At 70.5% G+C, this 14,586-nt stretch carries 15 protein-coding genes and 1 tRNA gene; 9 read left to right on the top strand and 7 right to left on the bottom strand.

The features are described 5' to 3' along the window. Window positions 1–10: 10 nt before the first annotated feature. Complete coding sequence (locus tag RAC69_RS10560) at window positions 11–946, bottom strand: GlxA family transcriptional regulator (RefSeq protein ID WP_375086766.1); 936 nt, start codon at window positions 944–946, stop codon at window positions 11–13. Between the two features lie 107 nt (window positions 947–1,053). On the opposite strand from RAC69_RS10560, the gene RAC69_RS10555 reads away from it, so the two are divergent. Next, entirely contained in the window at window positions 1,054–1,995 is a 942-nt protein-coding gene (locus RAC69_RS10555; protein WP_375086765.1) for an NADP-dependent oxidoreductase, read from the top strand. Between the two features lie 54 nt (window positions 1,996–2,049). Here RAC69_RS10555 and RAC69_RS10550 read toward each other — a convergent pair whose 3' ends face one another. Next, a complete protein-coding gene (locus RAC69_RS10550; protein ID WP_096713740.1) occupies window positions 2,050–2,544 on the bottom strand; it encodes a MarR family winged helix-turn-helix transcriptional regulator in 495 nt (164 codons plus the stop codon). A gap of 93 nt (window positions 2,545–2,637) precedes the next feature. Here RAC69_RS10550 and RAC69_RS10545 point away from each other — a divergent pair. From RAC69_RS10545 to RAC69_RS10520, 6 genes are all read left to right on the top strand, one after another. After that, window positions 2,638–2,709 (top strand) — tRNA-Gln (locus RAC69_RS10545). A gap of 1 nt (window position 2,710) precedes the next feature. Beyond that, the gene (glmU, locus tag RAC69_RS10540) at window positions 2,711–4,138 is read left to right on the top strand and encodes a bifunctional UDP-N-acetylglucosamine diphosphorylase/glucosamine-1-phosphate N-acetyltransferase GlmU (RefSeq protein WP_341933900.1); all 1,428 of its coding nucleotides are present in this window, start codon (window positions 2,711–2,713) and stop codon (window positions 4,136–4,138) included. Window positions 4,139–4,146: 8 nt separating this feature from the next. After that, complete coding sequence (locus RAC69_RS10535; protein WP_341933901.1) at window positions 4,147–5,181, top strand: ribose-phosphate diphosphokinase; 1,035 nt, start codon at window positions 4,147–4,149, stop codon at window positions 5,179–5,181. Between the two features lie 95 nt (window positions 5,182–5,276). After that, window positions 5,277–5,738, top strand: coding sequence for an FMN-binding protein (locus tag RAC69_RS10530; protein ID WP_341933902.1), 462 nt, complete (start codon window positions 5,277–5,279; stop codon window positions 5,736–5,738). 14 nt (window positions 5,739–5,752) lie between these two features. After that, on the top strand, window positions 5,753–6,610 hold the full coding sequence (locus RAC69_RS10525) for an FAD:protein FMN transferase (RefSeq protein WP_375086764.1): 858 nt from the start codon (window positions 5,753–5,755) through the stop codon (window positions 6,608–6,610). 45 nt (window positions 6,611–6,655) lie between these two features. Beyond that, entirely contained in the window at window positions 6,656–8,230 is a 1,575-nt protein-coding gene (locus RAC69_RS10520) for a flavodoxin reductase (RefSeq protein WP_375086763.1), read from the top strand. Here RAC69_RS10520 and RAC69_RS10515 read toward each other — a convergent pair. The 4 genes from RAC69_RS10515 to RAC69_RS10500 form a co-directional block, all read right to left on the bottom strand. After that, on the bottom strand, window positions 8,224–9,711 hold the full coding sequence (locus RAC69_RS10515) for a sensor histidine kinase (RefSeq protein WP_375086862.1): 1,488 nt from the start codon (window positions 9,709–9,711) through the stop codon (window positions 8,224–8,226). The two genes, RAC69_RS10520 and RAC69_RS10515, sit on opposite strands and share 7 nt — an antisense overlap. Window positions 9,712–9,737: 26 nt before the next feature. Then, window positions 9,738–10,466, bottom strand: a complete 729-nt coding sequence (locus tag RAC69_RS10510) for a response regulator transcription factor (RefSeq protein ID WP_096713734.1) — start codon at window positions 10,464–10,466, stop codon at window positions 9,738–9,740. 111 nt (window positions 10,467–10,577) lie between these two features. Next, entirely contained in the window at window positions 10,578–12,032 is a 1,455-nt protein-coding gene (gene gndA, locus RAC69_RS10505) for an NADP-dependent phosphogluconate dehydrogenase (protein WP_375086762.1), read from the bottom strand. Window positions 12,033–12,111: 79 nt separating this feature from the next. Then, window positions 12,112–12,237 (bottom strand): hypothetical protein, encoded by a 126-nt coding sequence (locus RAC69_RS10500; protein ID WP_256999418.1) that lies wholly within the window; start codon window positions 12,235–12,237, stop codon window positions 12,112–12,114. 220 nt (window positions 12,238–12,457) lie between these two features. Between RAC69_RS10500 and RAC69_RS10495 the strand changes: the two genes are divergently transcribed. Further along, entirely contained in the window at window positions 12,458–13,081 is a 624-nt protein-coding gene (locus RAC69_RS10495) for a 50S ribosomal protein L25/general stress protein Ctc (RefSeq protein ID WP_375086761.1), read from the top strand. Between the two features lie 108 nt (window positions 13,082–13,189). After that, complete coding sequence (pth, locus tag RAC69_RS10490; RefSeq protein ID WP_375086760.1) at window positions 13,190–13,771, top strand: aminoacyl-tRNA hydrolase; 582 nt, start codon at window positions 13,190–13,192, stop codon at window positions 13,769–13,771. Window positions 13,772–13,809: 38 nt separating this feature from the next. Here pth and RAC69_RS10485 read toward each other — a convergent pair whose 3' ends face one another. Then, window positions 13,810–14,574 (bottom strand): hypothetical protein, encoded by a 765-nt coding sequence (locus tag RAC69_RS10485; protein ID WP_375086759.1) that lies wholly within the window; start codon window positions 14,572–14,574, stop codon window positions 13,810–13,812. Window positions 14,575–14,586 lie beyond the last annotated feature (12 nt).

Below are 14,586 nucleotides of genomic sequence, written 5' to 3'. Positions count from 1 at the left end.
TCGGATCAGCCTACGCGGCCCGCGCGAACCGCGACCTGTACTGCTGCGGCGCGAGGCCCAGCCGGTCACGGAAGTGCTTGCGCAGAGCGGCCGCCGTGGCGAACCCCGAGCGCAGGGCGACATCGTCGATCAGCAGGTCGGTCGTCTCCAGCAGCTCTCGCGCACGGTCGACCCTGGCGTCGGCGAACCAGTCGCCGACCGTGCGGCCCGTCTCGCTCCGGAACCGTCGAGTGAGGGTCCGGACGCTCATGCCGAAGTGCGCGGCGACCGCTGCCAGCGACAGCGGCTCCTCGACGTGGGCCAGCAGCCAGGCCTGGATGTCGCCCGCCGATCCGACGGGAGTCTGCGGCACCGGCGGACGCGCGATGAACTGCCGCTGACCTCCGCCGCGGTGCGGCGCGGCGAGCGTGGTCTGCGCGACGAGAGCGGCGACGGCCGCGCCGTGGTCGCTCGCGATGAGGTGCATGGTCGCGTCGACAGCGGCGGATGCGCCGGCGGCGGTGAGCACGGAACCCTCGTCGACGAAGAGCTCGTCCTCGCGCAGCCGCACCCGGGGGAACCGGCGGGCGAACTCGTCGGACGCGCACCAGTGCGTCGTCGCCTCCTTGCCGTCGAGCAACCCCGCTGCCGCGAGGGTGAACGCACCGGTGCAGAAGCTCACGATGCGTCGGTCGGCGTACTCGGCCAGTCCGATGGGGTCTCCGGCGATCTCCGCGTCGCTCCAGGGCGGCACGATGATGGTGTCGGCCGTCTCCAGGATCCGACGGTCGGCGGCCGGCGTGATCGCGAAGTCGGCGTTCGTCGCGACGGGGAGGCCGTCGAGCGTGCAGGTGGTGACGGAGTACAGGGGCTCGCCGTCGCGCTGAGCCGCGCGGAAGAAGCGGGCGGGCACCCCGAGCTCGTAGGGGAAGACGCCGGGGAGGGCGACGACGGCGATCCGATGCATGGCTCTATCGTGACACATGTTGTCCTTCGGGTCACTGGTGACCGTCCGTCCCGGCGATCATGCTGATCTCTGCGATCAGATGATCCGCAGACCAGAAAGGCAAACCAGTGCGTTCAGCGAAGTACTCAGGCCCCGGCTCGGCCGCCGACGTGATCTCGATCGTCGAGGTCGAGACACCGACCCCGGGGCCCGGCCAGGTCCTCCTCCGGGTCGGAGCAGCCGGCCTCAACCCCGTCGACGTGAAGATCCGGGCGGCAGCGCACGACTTCGGCGTCATCCGCTACTCCGATCTCCCCGGGTGGGACGTCGCCGGCGTGATCGCCGAGGTCGGCCCCGAGGTCGCGGGCTGGGCGCCCGGCGACCGCGTCCACGCGCTCGCCGCCTTCCCCGACATCGCGCACACGCTGGCGGAGTACGCGCTCGTCTCCGCCAGCGACCTCGCCCCGATCCCGAGCACGTGGTCGACGGCGCAGGCCGGCGCCGCCCCGCTCGCTGTTCTCACGGCCTGGCAGGCGCTGGATGCCGCGGGGGTGCGCGACGGGCAGCGCGTCCTCGTCCTCGGCGGCGCCGGAGGCGTCGGTCACCTGGCGATCCAGCTCGCCGTCGCCCGCGGAGCAGAGGTCGTCACGACGGGCAGCCCGGCGAAGCACGAGCTGCTGCGGGGCTGGGGAGCGGCGGAGGTCGTCGACTACCGCGACGAGCAGGGCCTCGCCGCCATCGCCCCCGTCGACGCCGTGATCGTCACTGTCGACGCGACGCTGCCGCCACGCGGTGCCGTGCGCGAGGGGACGTCGGTGATCACGATCACCGGCCTGTCCGCCGCGCAGACGGCCCAGCTCGGGGCGTGGGGAGCATCGCCCGTGCAGCGCATCCTCGTCCATGCCGACGGCGCAGACCTGTCGGAGATCGCGACGCTCGCCGAAGCGGGTCGCGTGAGCGTGCACCTCGACTCGAGCTATCCGCTCGACGAGCTCGCCGCGGCGCAGGAGCGGGTGGAGACGGGACGCTCGACGGGCAAGGTCGCCGTCATCGTCGATCCGGGGATCTGACGCGCCTCCCGGTGCGGGCCGGTACCGCCGGCCCGCACCGCCGTGTGAGTGCCGTCAGACGTCGAAGCTGAGGCTGAGCTTGCGCAGCAGCGCTGCGAGGCGGTCGCGGTCGCCTCGCGAGAGCCCCTGCAACAGGTCGGCCTCGACATCGACGAGACGCGTGATCGCGGCATCCACGCGGATGCGTCCGTCGTCGGTGAGCGTGACGAGCACGCTGCGTCCGTCGGCGGGGTCGGCCTCTCGACGCACGAACCGCCGCCCGACGAGACGGTCGATGCGGTTGGTCATCGTGCCGCTGGAGACGAGCGTCTGCTGCAGCAGCTGTTTGGGTGAGAGCTGGAACGGCGAGCCGGCCCTGCGCAGGGCGGAGAGCACGTCCCACTCCCACGGCTCGAGGTCGCTGCGGCGGAAGACATCGCGCCTGGCGCGGTCGAGCAGACGCGTGAGGCGGTCGACGCGCGACAGCACCTCCAGGGGAGAGAAGTCCAGATCGGGGCGCTGGGCGTTCCAGGCACCGACGATGCGATCGACCTCATCCGCCTGGCTCATCCGTCCATTATCGCGGGTGGGCGCGCGATCGCCGCTGGCACACGGGCGGACGTGGCAGACTTGACGGGCGGCCGCCCCCCCCGGGTGCCGCGGTCCGCCGTGGTGTAATGGCAGCACGACAGCCTTTGGAGCTGTGAGGTCTAGGTTCGAGTCCTGGCGGCGGAGCATGACAGGGAACAACCTCGCCATCATCGTTCTCGCCGCAGGACAGGGCACGCGTATGAAGTCCCGCCTTCCGAAGGTGCTGCACCCGATCGGTGGACGACCCCTCGTCGGCCACGTGCTGACCACCGCCGCGCGGCTCGCCGCCGACCACGTCGAGGTCGTCGTGCGTCACGAGCGCGACCAGGTGGTCGCCGCGCTGCGCGAGGACTATCCCGACGCCGTGTTCGTCGACCAGGACGACGTGCCGGGCACCGGCCGTGCCGTGCAGGTGGCGATCGACGCGATCCCCGACTTCCAGGGAGACGTGCTCGTGCTCTCCGGCGACTGCCCTCTGGCCGACGCCGACACCCTCGGCGCGTTCCTCGCCGAGCATCGGGATGCCGGAGCCGCGGCGACCCTGATGACGGCGGTCGTCGACGACCCGACCGGATACGGGCGAGTGATCCGCGATGCCGACGGCGGCGTCGACCGCATCGTGGAGCAGAAGGACGCGACCGCCGACGAAGCCGCCGTGCGCGAGATCAACGCGGGCATGTACGTGTTCCGTGCCGAGGTGCTGCGCCGCTACCTGCCCCAGGTCGGCGTCGACAACGCGCAGGGGGAGATGTACCTCACCGACGTGCCCGGTCTGCTGCGCGCCGCAGGCGACCGCGTCGCGGCATCCGTCGTCTCCGACGTGTCCGTGACGTTCGGCGTCAACGACCGCGCGCAGCTCGCGCTCGTCGGCCGTCTGTTGAACGAGCGCATCGTGCGCCGCTGGCAGCTCGAGGGGGTCACCGTCATCGATCCGGCCACCACCTGGATCGACGACGACGCGACGCTCGCACCCGACGTCACGATCCTCCCGAACACGCACATCCTGCGCGCCACGACCATCGCCGAGGGGGCGACCGTCGGCCCCGACACCACCCTCGTCGACTGCGAGGTGGGGGAGCGGGCGACCGTGCGCCGCACCGACGCGACCCTCGCCGTGATCGGCGCCGAGGCCACCGTCGGGCCGTTCTCGTTCCTGCGACCGGGCACCGTGCTCGGCGCCAAGGGCAAGATCGGCGCCTACGTCGAGACGAAGAACGCCGAGATCGGCGAGGGCAGCAAGGTGCCGCACCTGTCGTACGTCGGCGACGCCACGATCGGCCGGGGCGTGAACCTCGGCGCGAGCACCATCACCGCGAACTACGACGATGTGAACAAGCACCGCACCGTGGTCGAGGACGAGGTGCACACGGGCTCGCACACGACCCTGGTCGCGCCCGTTAGGCTGGGTGCTGGCGCCAAGACAGGTGCCGGCGCCGTCGTCCGCAAGGACGTCCCGGCCGGTGCCCTTGCCATGAGCGTCGCCCCCCAGCGCAACATCGAGGGCTGGGTCGAGAACAACAGGGCAGGCACGGGTGCGGCGGATGCCGCAGCACGGGCTCGGACGGCGGAGTAGGCGGACTGATGGCGCGCAAGAAGAAGACGGTCGACCTGGACCGGGACAACGGCATCGCGCCGGGTCTCGTCGCGAAGACCAAGAAGCGGCTCGTCGTCGCCGGTGGTCGATCGCACCCGGAGCTGACGGCCGCCGTCGCTGCGGCGCTCGGCACCGAGATCGCCCCGGTCGAGCACCGCACCTTCGCCTCCGGCGAGATCTACGCGCGGTTCGAGGTGTCGATCCGCGGGTGCGACCTCTTCCTCATCCAGACCTTCGGCGAGCCGGTCAACGAGTGGCTCATGGAGACGCTCATCATGATCGACGCCGCGAAGCGCGCGTCGGCCAAGCGCATCACGGTCGTCGCGCCGTACTATCCGTATTCGCGACAGGACAAGAAGGGCCGCGGTCGTGAGCCGATCAGCGCCCGTCTCGTGGCCGACCTGCTGAAGACGGCGGGCGCCGACCGCGTCATGAGCGTCGACCTGCACGCTGCCCAGATCCAGGGCTTCTTCGACGGCCCCGTCGACCACCTGTTCGCGAAGCCCGTGCTGCTCGACCACTTCCAGCGCACGCTGAGCCCGGAGGACCGCGAGATCCTCACGGTCGTCTCGCCCGACATGGGCCGTGTCCGCGTCGCCGACACCTGGTCCGACAGCCTGGGTGCGCCCCTGGCCATCATCCACAAGCGCCGTGACCCGAAGGTCGCGAACCAGGTCTCGGTGCACGAGATCGTCGGCGCCGTCGAGGGGCGCACCTGCCTCCTCGTCGACGACATGATCGACACCGGCGGCACGATCGTGAAGGCCGCGCAGGCGCTCAAGGCCAACGGCGCGCATCGCGTGATCGTGGCCGCCACGCACGCGATCTTCAGCGACCCGGCGTCGGAGCGGCTGCAGGACGCCTCGATCGACGAGGTCGTCATCACCGACACGATCCCGCTCACGGAGTCGCGGCGCTGGGAGAAGCTCACGATCCTCCCGATCGCGCCGCTGCTGGCCCGCGCCATCCACGAGGTGTTCGAGGACGGCTCGGTCACGAGCATGTTCGGCGGCGACGCGTAGGAGACGCAGCGTCACGGCACAGCCGGTACATAGGACGCATCCCTACGGTCGATTCAACGACATGCAGTTGTCTCGAGCAGAGCCGGAGGACCATCATGATCCGCACGACCGTACCGACCACTGTCCGCAAGGGTTCCGCGCTCCTCGGCGTCGCCGGACTCCTCGTCCTCGCCGGGTGCTCCGGCACCGGTGACGCGCAGTCGCCCTCGACCGGCGACAACGGAAGCACGCCGTCGTCGGACTCGGCCGCCACCGGTGGCGAGTACAAGGACGGCACATACGAGGCCGAGGGCTCGTATCAGACCCCCGAGACCGTCGAGACGATCTCGGTGTCGCTGACGATCGCCGACGGCGTCGTCGAATCCGTCGAGGTCACGGGCGACCCCAAGGCCCGCGAGACCGAGCAGTACCAGGGCCAGTTCATCGACGGCATCTCCGACGAGGTCGTGGGCAAGTCCCTCGACGACATCTCGGTGAGCCGCGTCGCCGGCTCCTCGCTCACGAGCGGCGGATTCAACGAGGCCGTCGCGTCGATCAAGGAGCAGGCCGCCGCCTGAGGCGCCTGACCGCCATGGCCATCTGGCGCTTCGAGGCGATCGGCACGCGGTGGGAGATCGAGAGCGCGTCCGACCTCGACGACGCGTCGCGACAGGCCGTGAGCGCGGAGATCGAGCGCTTCGACCGGGAGTGGTCGAGGTTCCGCGACGACTCGGCCGTCACGCGGGTCGGCCGCGAGGGCGGGTCGATCCGCTCACGCGACGCCGCCCCCATGCTCGACGCGTACCGCGACGCCTGGGCCGCGACGCGCGGTGCCGTGAACCCTCTCGTCGGCGACAGCCTCGCAGCCGTGGGCTATGACGCCGCATACTCTCTCACGGCCGGCCCGCCGGTCGTCGCTCCCTCGGACTGGCAGCGACTCGTGCGCTGGACGGCGGCCGAGGCCACGGCATCCGCTCCCGCTCTGCTCGACGTCGGCGCTCTCGGGAAGGGCCGACTGGTGGACCTCGTGGTCGACGTGCTGTCGCGTGTGCCCGGCGATCTCGTCGTCGACGCCGGCGGCGACATCCGGGCGCGCGGAGCCGGGGTGCGCATCGGCCTCGAGCACCCGTACGACCCGACCAAGGCGATCGGCGTCGTCGAGCTGCAGGATGCCGCGCTCTGCGCCTCGGCGGTCAACCGCCGCGCCTGGGGAGACGGCCTGCACCATGTGCTCGACGCGCGCACCGGCGTCCCCGTGCGCACCTGGGCGGCGACCTGGGCGATCGCCTCGGACGCGATGCGAGCGGATGCCGTCGCCACGGCGCTCTTCTTCGACGGCGGCCCCGAGCTCGCCGCCGACTGGGGCGTCGAGTGGGTGCGCATGTCGACCGATGGGCGCGCCGAGCGCTCTGCGGGGTGCCCGGCCGAGCTGTTCACCGTCAAGGCGTAGGGGCATGGCCCTCGGCGCCGTCATCGATCAGGGAAGAGGAGAACCGTGATCACCTCCCTCACCGCACTGCGGCAGCGCGCGCTGGCATTCCTCGGCGGCATCTCGATGTACCGTCTCGTGCTGTTCGCCCTGCTCGCGCTCGCCGTGATCGCGATCGCGCTCTCGGCGCTCGGCGTGATCGTCTCGCCGACGCCCCTCGAGATCGTCGCGTCGTTCGCCGTGCTCGCGGTCGTCATCGCGGCCGTCGACGCCGCCGTACAGCGTCTGCTCCGCCTCCCGTGGCGTCTCGAGTCCTCGCTGGTGACCGCTCTCATCCTGCTGTTCGTCCTGCGTCCGGGAGTCGAGGGCACCGCACTGCTGGGTCTCGCGATCGCCGGCGCCCTCGCGAGCCTGTCGAAGTACCTCATCGCGTGGCGTGGCCGGCACATCCTCAACCCCGCCGCGTTCGGCGCGTCCGTCGTGTCGATCCTCGGGTCGTTCGGTGCTTTCGAGTGGCTGGGCACCTCGTCGTCGTGGTGGGTCGGCACGCCCTCGCTGTTCCTCCCCGTCGCGGTCCTCGGTCTCGCGGTGCTGTGGCGCACCGAGAAGGTGCGCATCGTGCTCGCCTTCCTCGTGATCGCGATCGCCGTGTCGGTGCTGCGGCAGGCGGTGCAGGCGCAGGGATTCGCGATCGCGTTCGACCTCGGCACCGCGCTCTCGTTCGCCGTGCTGCAGTCGCCCTTCCTCTTCCTCGGCGCGTTCATGCTGTCGGAGCCCCTGACGATGCCGCCGAGGCGCTGGCAGCAGTTCTCGGTGGCCGCCCTGGTCGGTGTTCTCGCCGGGTGGCCCATCGCGATCGGGTCGCTGTTCACGCTCGGTCAGGAACGGGCCCTCCTGATCGGCAACCTGCTCGCTTTCGCGTTCGCACTGCGGGGGTCGGTGCGTCTCGTGCTCGAGCAGCGGCGGTCGCTCACCCCCACGGCGCAGGAACTCACCTTCCGCGCCCGGGGAACCGTGCGCTTCCTTCCCGGCCAGTACCTCGAACTCGACGTGCCGCACCGGCGGCCCGACGCCCGAGGCACCCGACGCGAGTTCAGCATCGTCTCGGCGCCCGCCGACCTGCCGACACTGCGCATCGCGTACAAGGACGGCGATCAGCAGCATCCGTCGAGCTACAAGCGCGCCCTCGCGGCGGCCCAGCCGGGCGCCTCACTCGCTGTGACGGGCACCTGGGGCGACTTCCTCCTCCCGCGCTCCGACGCGCCCGTGCTCATGGTGGCAGCGGGCATCGGCGTGACGCCGTTCGTGTCGCAACTGCGGCAGCTGCACCAGACCGGTCGGCAGCGTGACGTGGTGCTCGTGTACGTCGCCGCCGACAGCGGCGAGCTGGCCTTCCGCGACGAGCTCGCGGCGACGGGTGCGCGGGTGGTCGTGTTCACCCGCGACGAACCAGCCGACCTGCCCGCGCACTGGAGCTGGGCGCAGGGTGCGCGCCTCGACGGCGCCGGCCTCGATCAGTGGGTGCCGGACCTCGGCTCCCGCCACGCGTACATCTCCGGTCCGCCGCGGCTCATCGCCGACCTCGCCCCTGCGCTGCAGAAGGCCAGGTCGCTCACGACCGACGCGTTCGCCGGCTACTGATCCGAGGAGTCGTCGTCCGCGGGTGATTCGTGGTGCATCGGGATCCGCACCGTGAAGGTCGTGTCGCCGGGTTCGCTGTCGACGGTGATCTGCCCGCCGTGCCCCTCGACGATCGCCTTCACGATCGCGAGTCCGAGCCCGGTGCCGCCGGTCTGTCTGGCTCGCGAGGTGTCGGCCCTGGCGAACCGGGCGAACAGCTCGTCGCGCACACTCGGGTCGATGCCGGGGCCGTCGTCGTGCACGCGCAGCACCGCGTCGTCGCCCTCGCGGTCGACGCGCAGCGTGATGTGGGTGCCTGCGGGCGTGTGCGTGCGGGCGTTCGCGAGCAGGTTGGCGACCACCTGATGCATCCGGCCGGCATCGCCGACGATCACGAGCGGCTCGTCGGGCACCTCGATGTTCCAGTGGTGCTCCGGCGCCGTCGGCCGGGCGTCAGAGAGGCCCTCCAAGGCGAGCTGGGTGAGGTCAACGGTGCCGTGCACGAGTTCCCGGCCCTCGTCGAGCCGCGCGAGGAGCAGCAGATCCTCCACGAGCCGTGACATGCGCAGCGACTGCGCCTGGATGCGCTCGAGCGAGGTCGTGGTTCCCTCGATCGCCGCAGGCCCCTGCTGCTGGCTGAGGGCCTTGAGCGACAGTTCGGAGTACCCGCGGATGCTGGCGAGCGGCGTCCGCAGCTCGTGGCTCGCGTCCGCGACGAACCGTCGCATCCGCTCCTCGTTCTTCTGGCGTGCGGCCAGCGACGTGTTCACGTGATCGAGCAGCTTGTTCAACGATGCGCCGACGAGACCGGTCTCGGTGCGCGGATCGGCCTCGTACGCAGGAACCCGTTCGGTGATCTCGACCTGGCCGCGATCCAGCTGCTGGTTCGCGACGCGGGTGGCGGTCGCCGCGACGGCCCGCAGCGGACGCAGGCTCACCCTGATCGTGATCGCTGTTGTCAGGGCGAGCAGGATCAGCCCGCCGAGAGTCGCGAGCACGATGACCGTCAGGAGGGTCGTGAGCTGGTTCTGGATCTCGTCGCGCGGCAGACCCGTCACGACGGTCGCCCCGGTCTGCGGCGCGGTCGCCACGACGAGTCGATACGACCCGAGCCCGTCGATCGTCACGGTCGCGTTGGGGCCGCCGTGCAGACCTGTCTCGATCTGGTCGAGCTGCCTCGAGCTCAAGACCGATGGGCCGGTGCTCATCTCGTCCCGTGGACTGTTGAGGACCACGCCGCTGACGCCCGCCTGGTTCGACACCGCGACCAGTAGCCCCGACTCGGGTGAGGTGGTGGCTGAGAAGATGTCGGCTGCGGTGCCGATGTTCGAGGGGAACTTGTTGACCAGGTAGGTGAGCTGCCCGGCATACTGCTCGATCTTCTGGTCGAGCTGTCCCTCCAGGGTGCGGCCGAGGATCGCGCTCGTGATGATCGAGACGATCACGAGGATGAGCGACACGAACCCGATCACGGCCGTCATGAGCCGGGTCTGCAGGCTCATCGGCCGTGCCGCGAGTCGGGGAGTGGTCACTGAGGCGCCTTGATCATGTAGCCGACGCCGCGCACGGTGTGCAGCAGGGGAGTGCGGCCCGCGTCGATCTTCTTGCGGAGGTACGAGATGTACAGCTCGACCACCGAGGACTTGCCGCCGAAGTCGTAGCTCCACACCCGGTCGAGGATCTGCGCCTTCGACAGCACGCGCCGTTCGTTGCGCATGAGGAAGCGCAGCAGCTCGAACTCGGTGGCGGTCAGCTCGATCTCGGTGCCGTCGCGCACGACCTCGTGGCTGTCCTCGTTGAGCGAGAGGTCGGCGACGCGGAGGATCGACTGGCCGTCGTCGGCGGTGGCGTGGCCCGTGCGGCGGATGATCGCACGCAGGCGCGCGATCACCTCTTCGAGGCTGAAGGGCTTGGTGACGTAGTCGTCGCCGCCGGCGGTGAGGCCCGCGACGCGGTCGCCGACGGCATCCTTCGCGGTGAGGAACAGGACGGGCACCAGGTTCCCCGCCTCGCGGAGTCGCCGCAGCACCGACATGCCGTCGAGGTCGGGCATCATGATGTCGAGCACCAGGGCATCCGGCTCGAACTCGCGGGCGACCTGCAGGGCTTCGAGTCCTGACGATGCGGTCCGCACCTCCCAGCCCTCCATCCGCAGGGCCATCGCGAGCAGGTCGGTGAGCATCTGCTCGTCGTCGACGGCGAGGATGCGCAGGGGGGAGCCGTCGGGGCGGCGCAGTTCGGGCAGGTCGGTGCTCATGACTCCATTCTGCGGAATCTCCTATGTGATTTCTATGGAGAGCGTTATGCGTTGGCTGAGAACGACGAAGGCCCCGGATCCACGATCCGGGGCCCTCGTCAGCGGGTGCGCTCAGTGCGTGTCTTCCGCCTCGATCTCGGTGCGGTCGCCCGACCACTGCGTGTGGAAGGTGCCTTCCTTGTCGATGCGCTTGTAGGTGTGGGCGCCGAAGAAGTCGCGCTGGCCCTGCACGAGGGCTGCGGGCAGGCGGTCGGCGCGGATGCCGTCGTAGTACGACAGCGACGACGAGAACGCCGGGGCGGGGATGCCGGCCTGCGCGGCCGTGACGACCACGCGCCGCCACGCGGCCTGGCCGCGGGTCAGCGCCTCGGCGAAGTACGGCGCGGTCATCAGCACCGGCAGACCGGGCTCGGCCGCGTAGGCGTCGGCGATGCGGTTGAGGAACTGGGCGCGGATGATGCAGCCGCCGCGCCAGATCTTCGAGATCGCGCCGAGGTCGATGTTCCAGTCGTACTCGGCGGCGCCGGCACGGATCTCGTCGAAGCCCTGCGAGTAGGCGACGATCTTCGAGGCGTACAGGGCGAGGCGCACGTCCTCGATGAAGGCGTCGACGTCCTCCGGGGCGACGGTGAACTCGTCGTCGGGGCCGGGGAGGGCGGATGCGACAGCGCGCTGCTCGGGGTGCGAGGAGAGCGAGCGGGCGAAGGTGGCCTCGGCGATGCCCGAGACCGGGACGCCCAGCGACAGGGCGGTCTGCACGGTCCACGCGCCGGTGCCCTTGGCGCCCGCCTGGTCGAGGATGACGTCGACGAGCGGCTTGCCGGTCTCGGCGTCCACCTGGCGGAGCACCTCGGCGGTGATCTCGATCAGGTACGACTCGAGCTCGCCGGTGTTCCACTCGGCGAAGATGTCGGCGATCTCGGCGGGGCTCTTGCCCGTGCCGCGGCGGATGAGGTCGTACGCCTCGGCGATGAGCTGCATGTCGGCGTACTCGATGCCGTTGTGCACCATCTTCACGAAGTGACCGGCACCGTCGTGACCGACGTGCGTGACGCAGGGCTCACCCTCCGCGACCGCGGCGATCGACTTCAGGATCGGACCGAGCGTGACCCACGACTCGTCCGAGCCGCCGGGCATGATCGACGGTCCGGTGAGGGCGCCCTCCTCACCGCCGGAGATGCCGGCGCCGACGAAGTTCACGCCCGTCTCGCGGACGGCCTTCTCGCGGCGGATCGTGTCGGGGAAGTAGGCGTTGCCGCCGTCGACGATGATGTCGCCCGGCTCGAAGACCTCGAGGAGCGAGTCGATCACGGCATCCGTCGGACGACCGGCCTTGACCATGATGATCGCGGTCCGCGGCTTCTGCAGCGAGTCGGCGAACTCCCGGTAGGTCTGCGCGGGGAGGAAGCCGGCCTCGGGGTGCTCGGAGACGAGCGTCTCGGTCTTCTCGTAGCTGCGGTTGAAGATCGCCACCGTGTTGCCTTCGCGGCTCGCGAGGTTGCGGGCGAGGTTCGACCCCATGACGGCGAGTCCGACGACTCCGATGTTGGCTGATGCTTCGGGCACAGAGGGCTCCTCGATCGTGAAGGTTGGGATGCCTTCAGATTATCGCGGTGCGCGGGGCCCGGCCGCGTCTGTGTCGGCGTCAGTCCTTGCGGTAGCCGGAGCGGCCCAGCGAGAAGAGGGCCCCGAAGGTGGCGGCGGCCGCGCACACCGTCATCGCGCCGATGACCCAGGCGATCACGTGGGAGAAGAAGGCGCCGTCGAACATGGGGACTCCGTTTTCTGCAGAAGGGACCGGTGTCCTCAGCCTAACGGGTCGTTTGCTACCATGAGGGGAGTACCTCGGCGAGGGATGCTTCTGCGCGTGCGCAGCACATCCGTTATCGACGCGGCGAAGCAAGCCCGGTGGCTTCCCTCACGTGTCTGCGTTCGAGAACAATTCCAAGACCACCGCGCAGCCTCGCTGCGTGCCCCGAAGGAGAACCCCTATGTCTGAAGACACCAAGGTCGTCGCCGAGCTCCGCGAGAGCTTCGGCAAGGGCTTCGCCCGTCGCCTCCGCGCCGCCGGCAAGATCCCCGCCGTCATCTACGGTCACGGCACCGAGCCCGTGCACGTGGCTCTGCCCGGCCACCAGGTCTCGCTGATCATCCGTCGCGCCAACGCACTGCTCGAGCTCGACATCGCGGGCAAGGAGCAGCTCGCGCTGGTCAAGGACGTCCAGAAGGACCCGGTGCACCAGATCATCGAGCACATCGACCTCCTCGTCGTGAAGAAGGGCGAGAAGGTCACGATCGACGTTCCCGTCGTCGTCACAGGTGAGCCCTTCGCCGGCACCATCGCCACGCTCGACGCGACCACGCTGTCGATCGAGGCAGAGGCCACGCACATCCCCGAGAACGTCGAGGTCTCCGTCGAGGGGCTCGAGGAGGGCGCGCACATCACGGCCGCCGACGTCACGCTCCCCAAGGGCTCGACCCTGCTCACCGACCCCGAGGTCCTCGTCGTCGCCGTGTCGGTGCCGGTCCTCGAGGTCGAGGCGGACGACACCGCGGAGGAGCCCGCCGAGGGCGAGACCGAGGAAGAGGCCGCCCAGGAGGACGCCGCGGAGTAATCTCCGACAGCTTCAGAACGGAGGGGACGCGAGGTCATCGCGTCCCCTCCGTCGTATCCCGATCCGGACCGCGGAGCGCACGGTCCGAACCCCCGAGAGGACGACGACATGGCATCCACCTGGCTCGTGGTGGGGCTCGGCAACCCCGGCCCGCGATATGAGGTCACCCGGCACAACGTCGGGCAGATGGTCGTCGACGAGCTCGCCGCGCGACGCGGCGAGACCTTCCGCGAGCACAAGGCCGGTGCGCGGGTCGTCGAGACGTGGCTGCGACCCGGGGCAGACAAGCTCGTGCTCGCGAAGCCGAACACGTTCATGAACGTCTCGGGGACGCCCGTCGCCGCCCTCGCGCGCTTCTACTCCGTGCCGCCGGAGCGCGTCGTCGTCGTGCACGACGAACTCGACATCCCCTTCGACACGATCAAGCTCAAGACCGGCGGCGGCCACGGCGGACACAACGGTGTGCGCGACATCGCGAGCGCCATCACGACGCCGGACTTCCCGCGGGTGCGGGTCGGAATCGGACGCCCTCCCGGTCGACAGGACCCGGCGGATTGGGTGCTGTCGCCGTTCGGCAAGGACGAGCGCGCGAACCTTCCCCTCCTGGTGTCGGACGGTGCGGACGCCGTCGAGCTGCTCGTCGCAGAGGGACTCGTCGCGGCACAGCAGAAGCATCACGCGCCGCGCTGACCCGCGGGCGGCGCCCGTCGCTGGGCGCTGGGCGCCGATCAGGTCGTCGGCAGGAAGCCCGCAGCGGTCCCGGTGGAGACCGCGAAGAGCAGCACGACCCAGAAGATGATCGGTCCGAGGACGGCGACGACGAGCGCGGCGATGCCGGCGCCGCGTCCCTGATTGCGGCGGATGGCGATGATGCCGACCACGATCGCCGCGATCCCGAGGATCGTCCCGGTCCAGAACGAGATCTCGGCCCAGAGCACCTGGTCGCGGGCGGGGGACAGCAGCGACAGGAAGTCGGGGTCGGTGGTGTCGAGGCCGCTGGGAATGCGGCGTCCGATCTCGTAGCCGGCGACGCCGACCACGATCGGCGTCACCACGGAGGACACGGCGGCGAAGATCAGCGACAGGATGCCGAGCAGTGCCGACTTCTTCTCGGTCGGGCGAGGCACCTGGTACGCGCCGGCCGGGGCGGCGTACCCTCCGACCGGTACCTGATACGCCCCGGGGGGAGCGACCTGCGGGAACCCGGGTCCGCCGGGAGCGGGGAACGTCGGAGCACCGGCCGCGGCGGATGCCGGCGGGACGCCCGGAGGCAGGGGCGCCTGCGCGGGAGCGGCCGGGTAGGCGGCGGGTGCCGCGTAGGACGGGGGAGCGGCGTAGGCCGGCGGCGCCTGTGGTGCCGGCGGCGCCTGTGGTGCCGGCGGAGCCTGTGGCGCCGGCGGAGCCTGTGATGCGGGAGGCGCCGGAGGGTACGCGGCGGGTGCCGGAGGCACTGGGGGGACGTCACCGTACGGGGGCTGCTGCGGATCGCTCACGCCCCCATCCTA

The organism is Microbacterium sp. LS_15 (genome assembly GCF_041954735.1).
GTDB lineage: Bacteria > Actinomycetota > Actinomycetes > Actinomycetales > Microbacteriaceae > Microbacterium.
This window is presented reverse-complemented; position numbering and strand designations above follow the sequence as displayed.

Bases quoted from the DNA above. Each gene is read 5' to 3' on its own strand.
- RAC69_RS10510 (WP_096713734.1), bottom strand. From the start codon at position 10,466: ATGAGCACCGACCTGCCCGAACTGCGCCGCCCCGACGGCTCCCCCCTG.
- RAC69_RS10495 (WP_375086761.1), top strand. From the start codon at position 12,458: ATGTCTGAAGACACCAAGGTCGTCGCCGAGCTCCGCGAGAGCTTCGGC.
- RAC69_RS10500 (WP_256999418.1), bottom strand. From the start codon at position 12,237: ATGTTCGACGGCGCCTTCTTCTCCCACGTGATCGCCTGGGTCATCGGC.
- RAC69_RS10515 (WP_375086862.1), bottom strand. From the start codon at position 9,711: ATGAGCCTGCAGACCCGGCTCATGACGGCCGTGATCGGGTTCGTGTCG.
- glmU (WP_341933900.1), top strand. From the start codon at position 2,711: ATGACAGGGAACAACCTCGCCATCATCGTTCTCGCCGCAGGACAGGGC.
- RAC69_RS10530 (WP_341933902.1), top strand. From the start codon at position 5,277: ATGATCCGCACGACCGTACCGACCACTGTCCGCAAGGGTTCCGCGCTC.
- RAC69_RS10550 (WP_096713740.1), bottom strand. From the start codon at position 2,544: ATGAGCCAGGCGGATGAGGTCGATCGCATCGTCGGTGCCTGGAACGCC.
- RAC69_RS10560 (WP_375086766.1), bottom strand. From the start codon at position 946: ATGCATCGGATCGCCGTCGTCGCCCTCCCCGGCGTCTTCCCCTACGAG.
- pth (WP_375086760.1), top strand. From the start codon at position 13,190: ATGGCATCCACCTGGCTCGTGGTGGGGCTCGGCAACCCCGGCCCGCGA.
- RAC69_RS10535 (WP_341933901.1), top strand. From the start codon at position 4,147: ATGGCGCGCAAGAAGAAGACGGTCGACCTGGACCGGGACAACGGCATC.
- RAC69_RS10525 (WP_375086764.1), top strand. From the start codon at position 5,753: ATGGCCATCTGGCGCTTCGAGGCGATCGGCACGCGGTGGGAGATCGAG.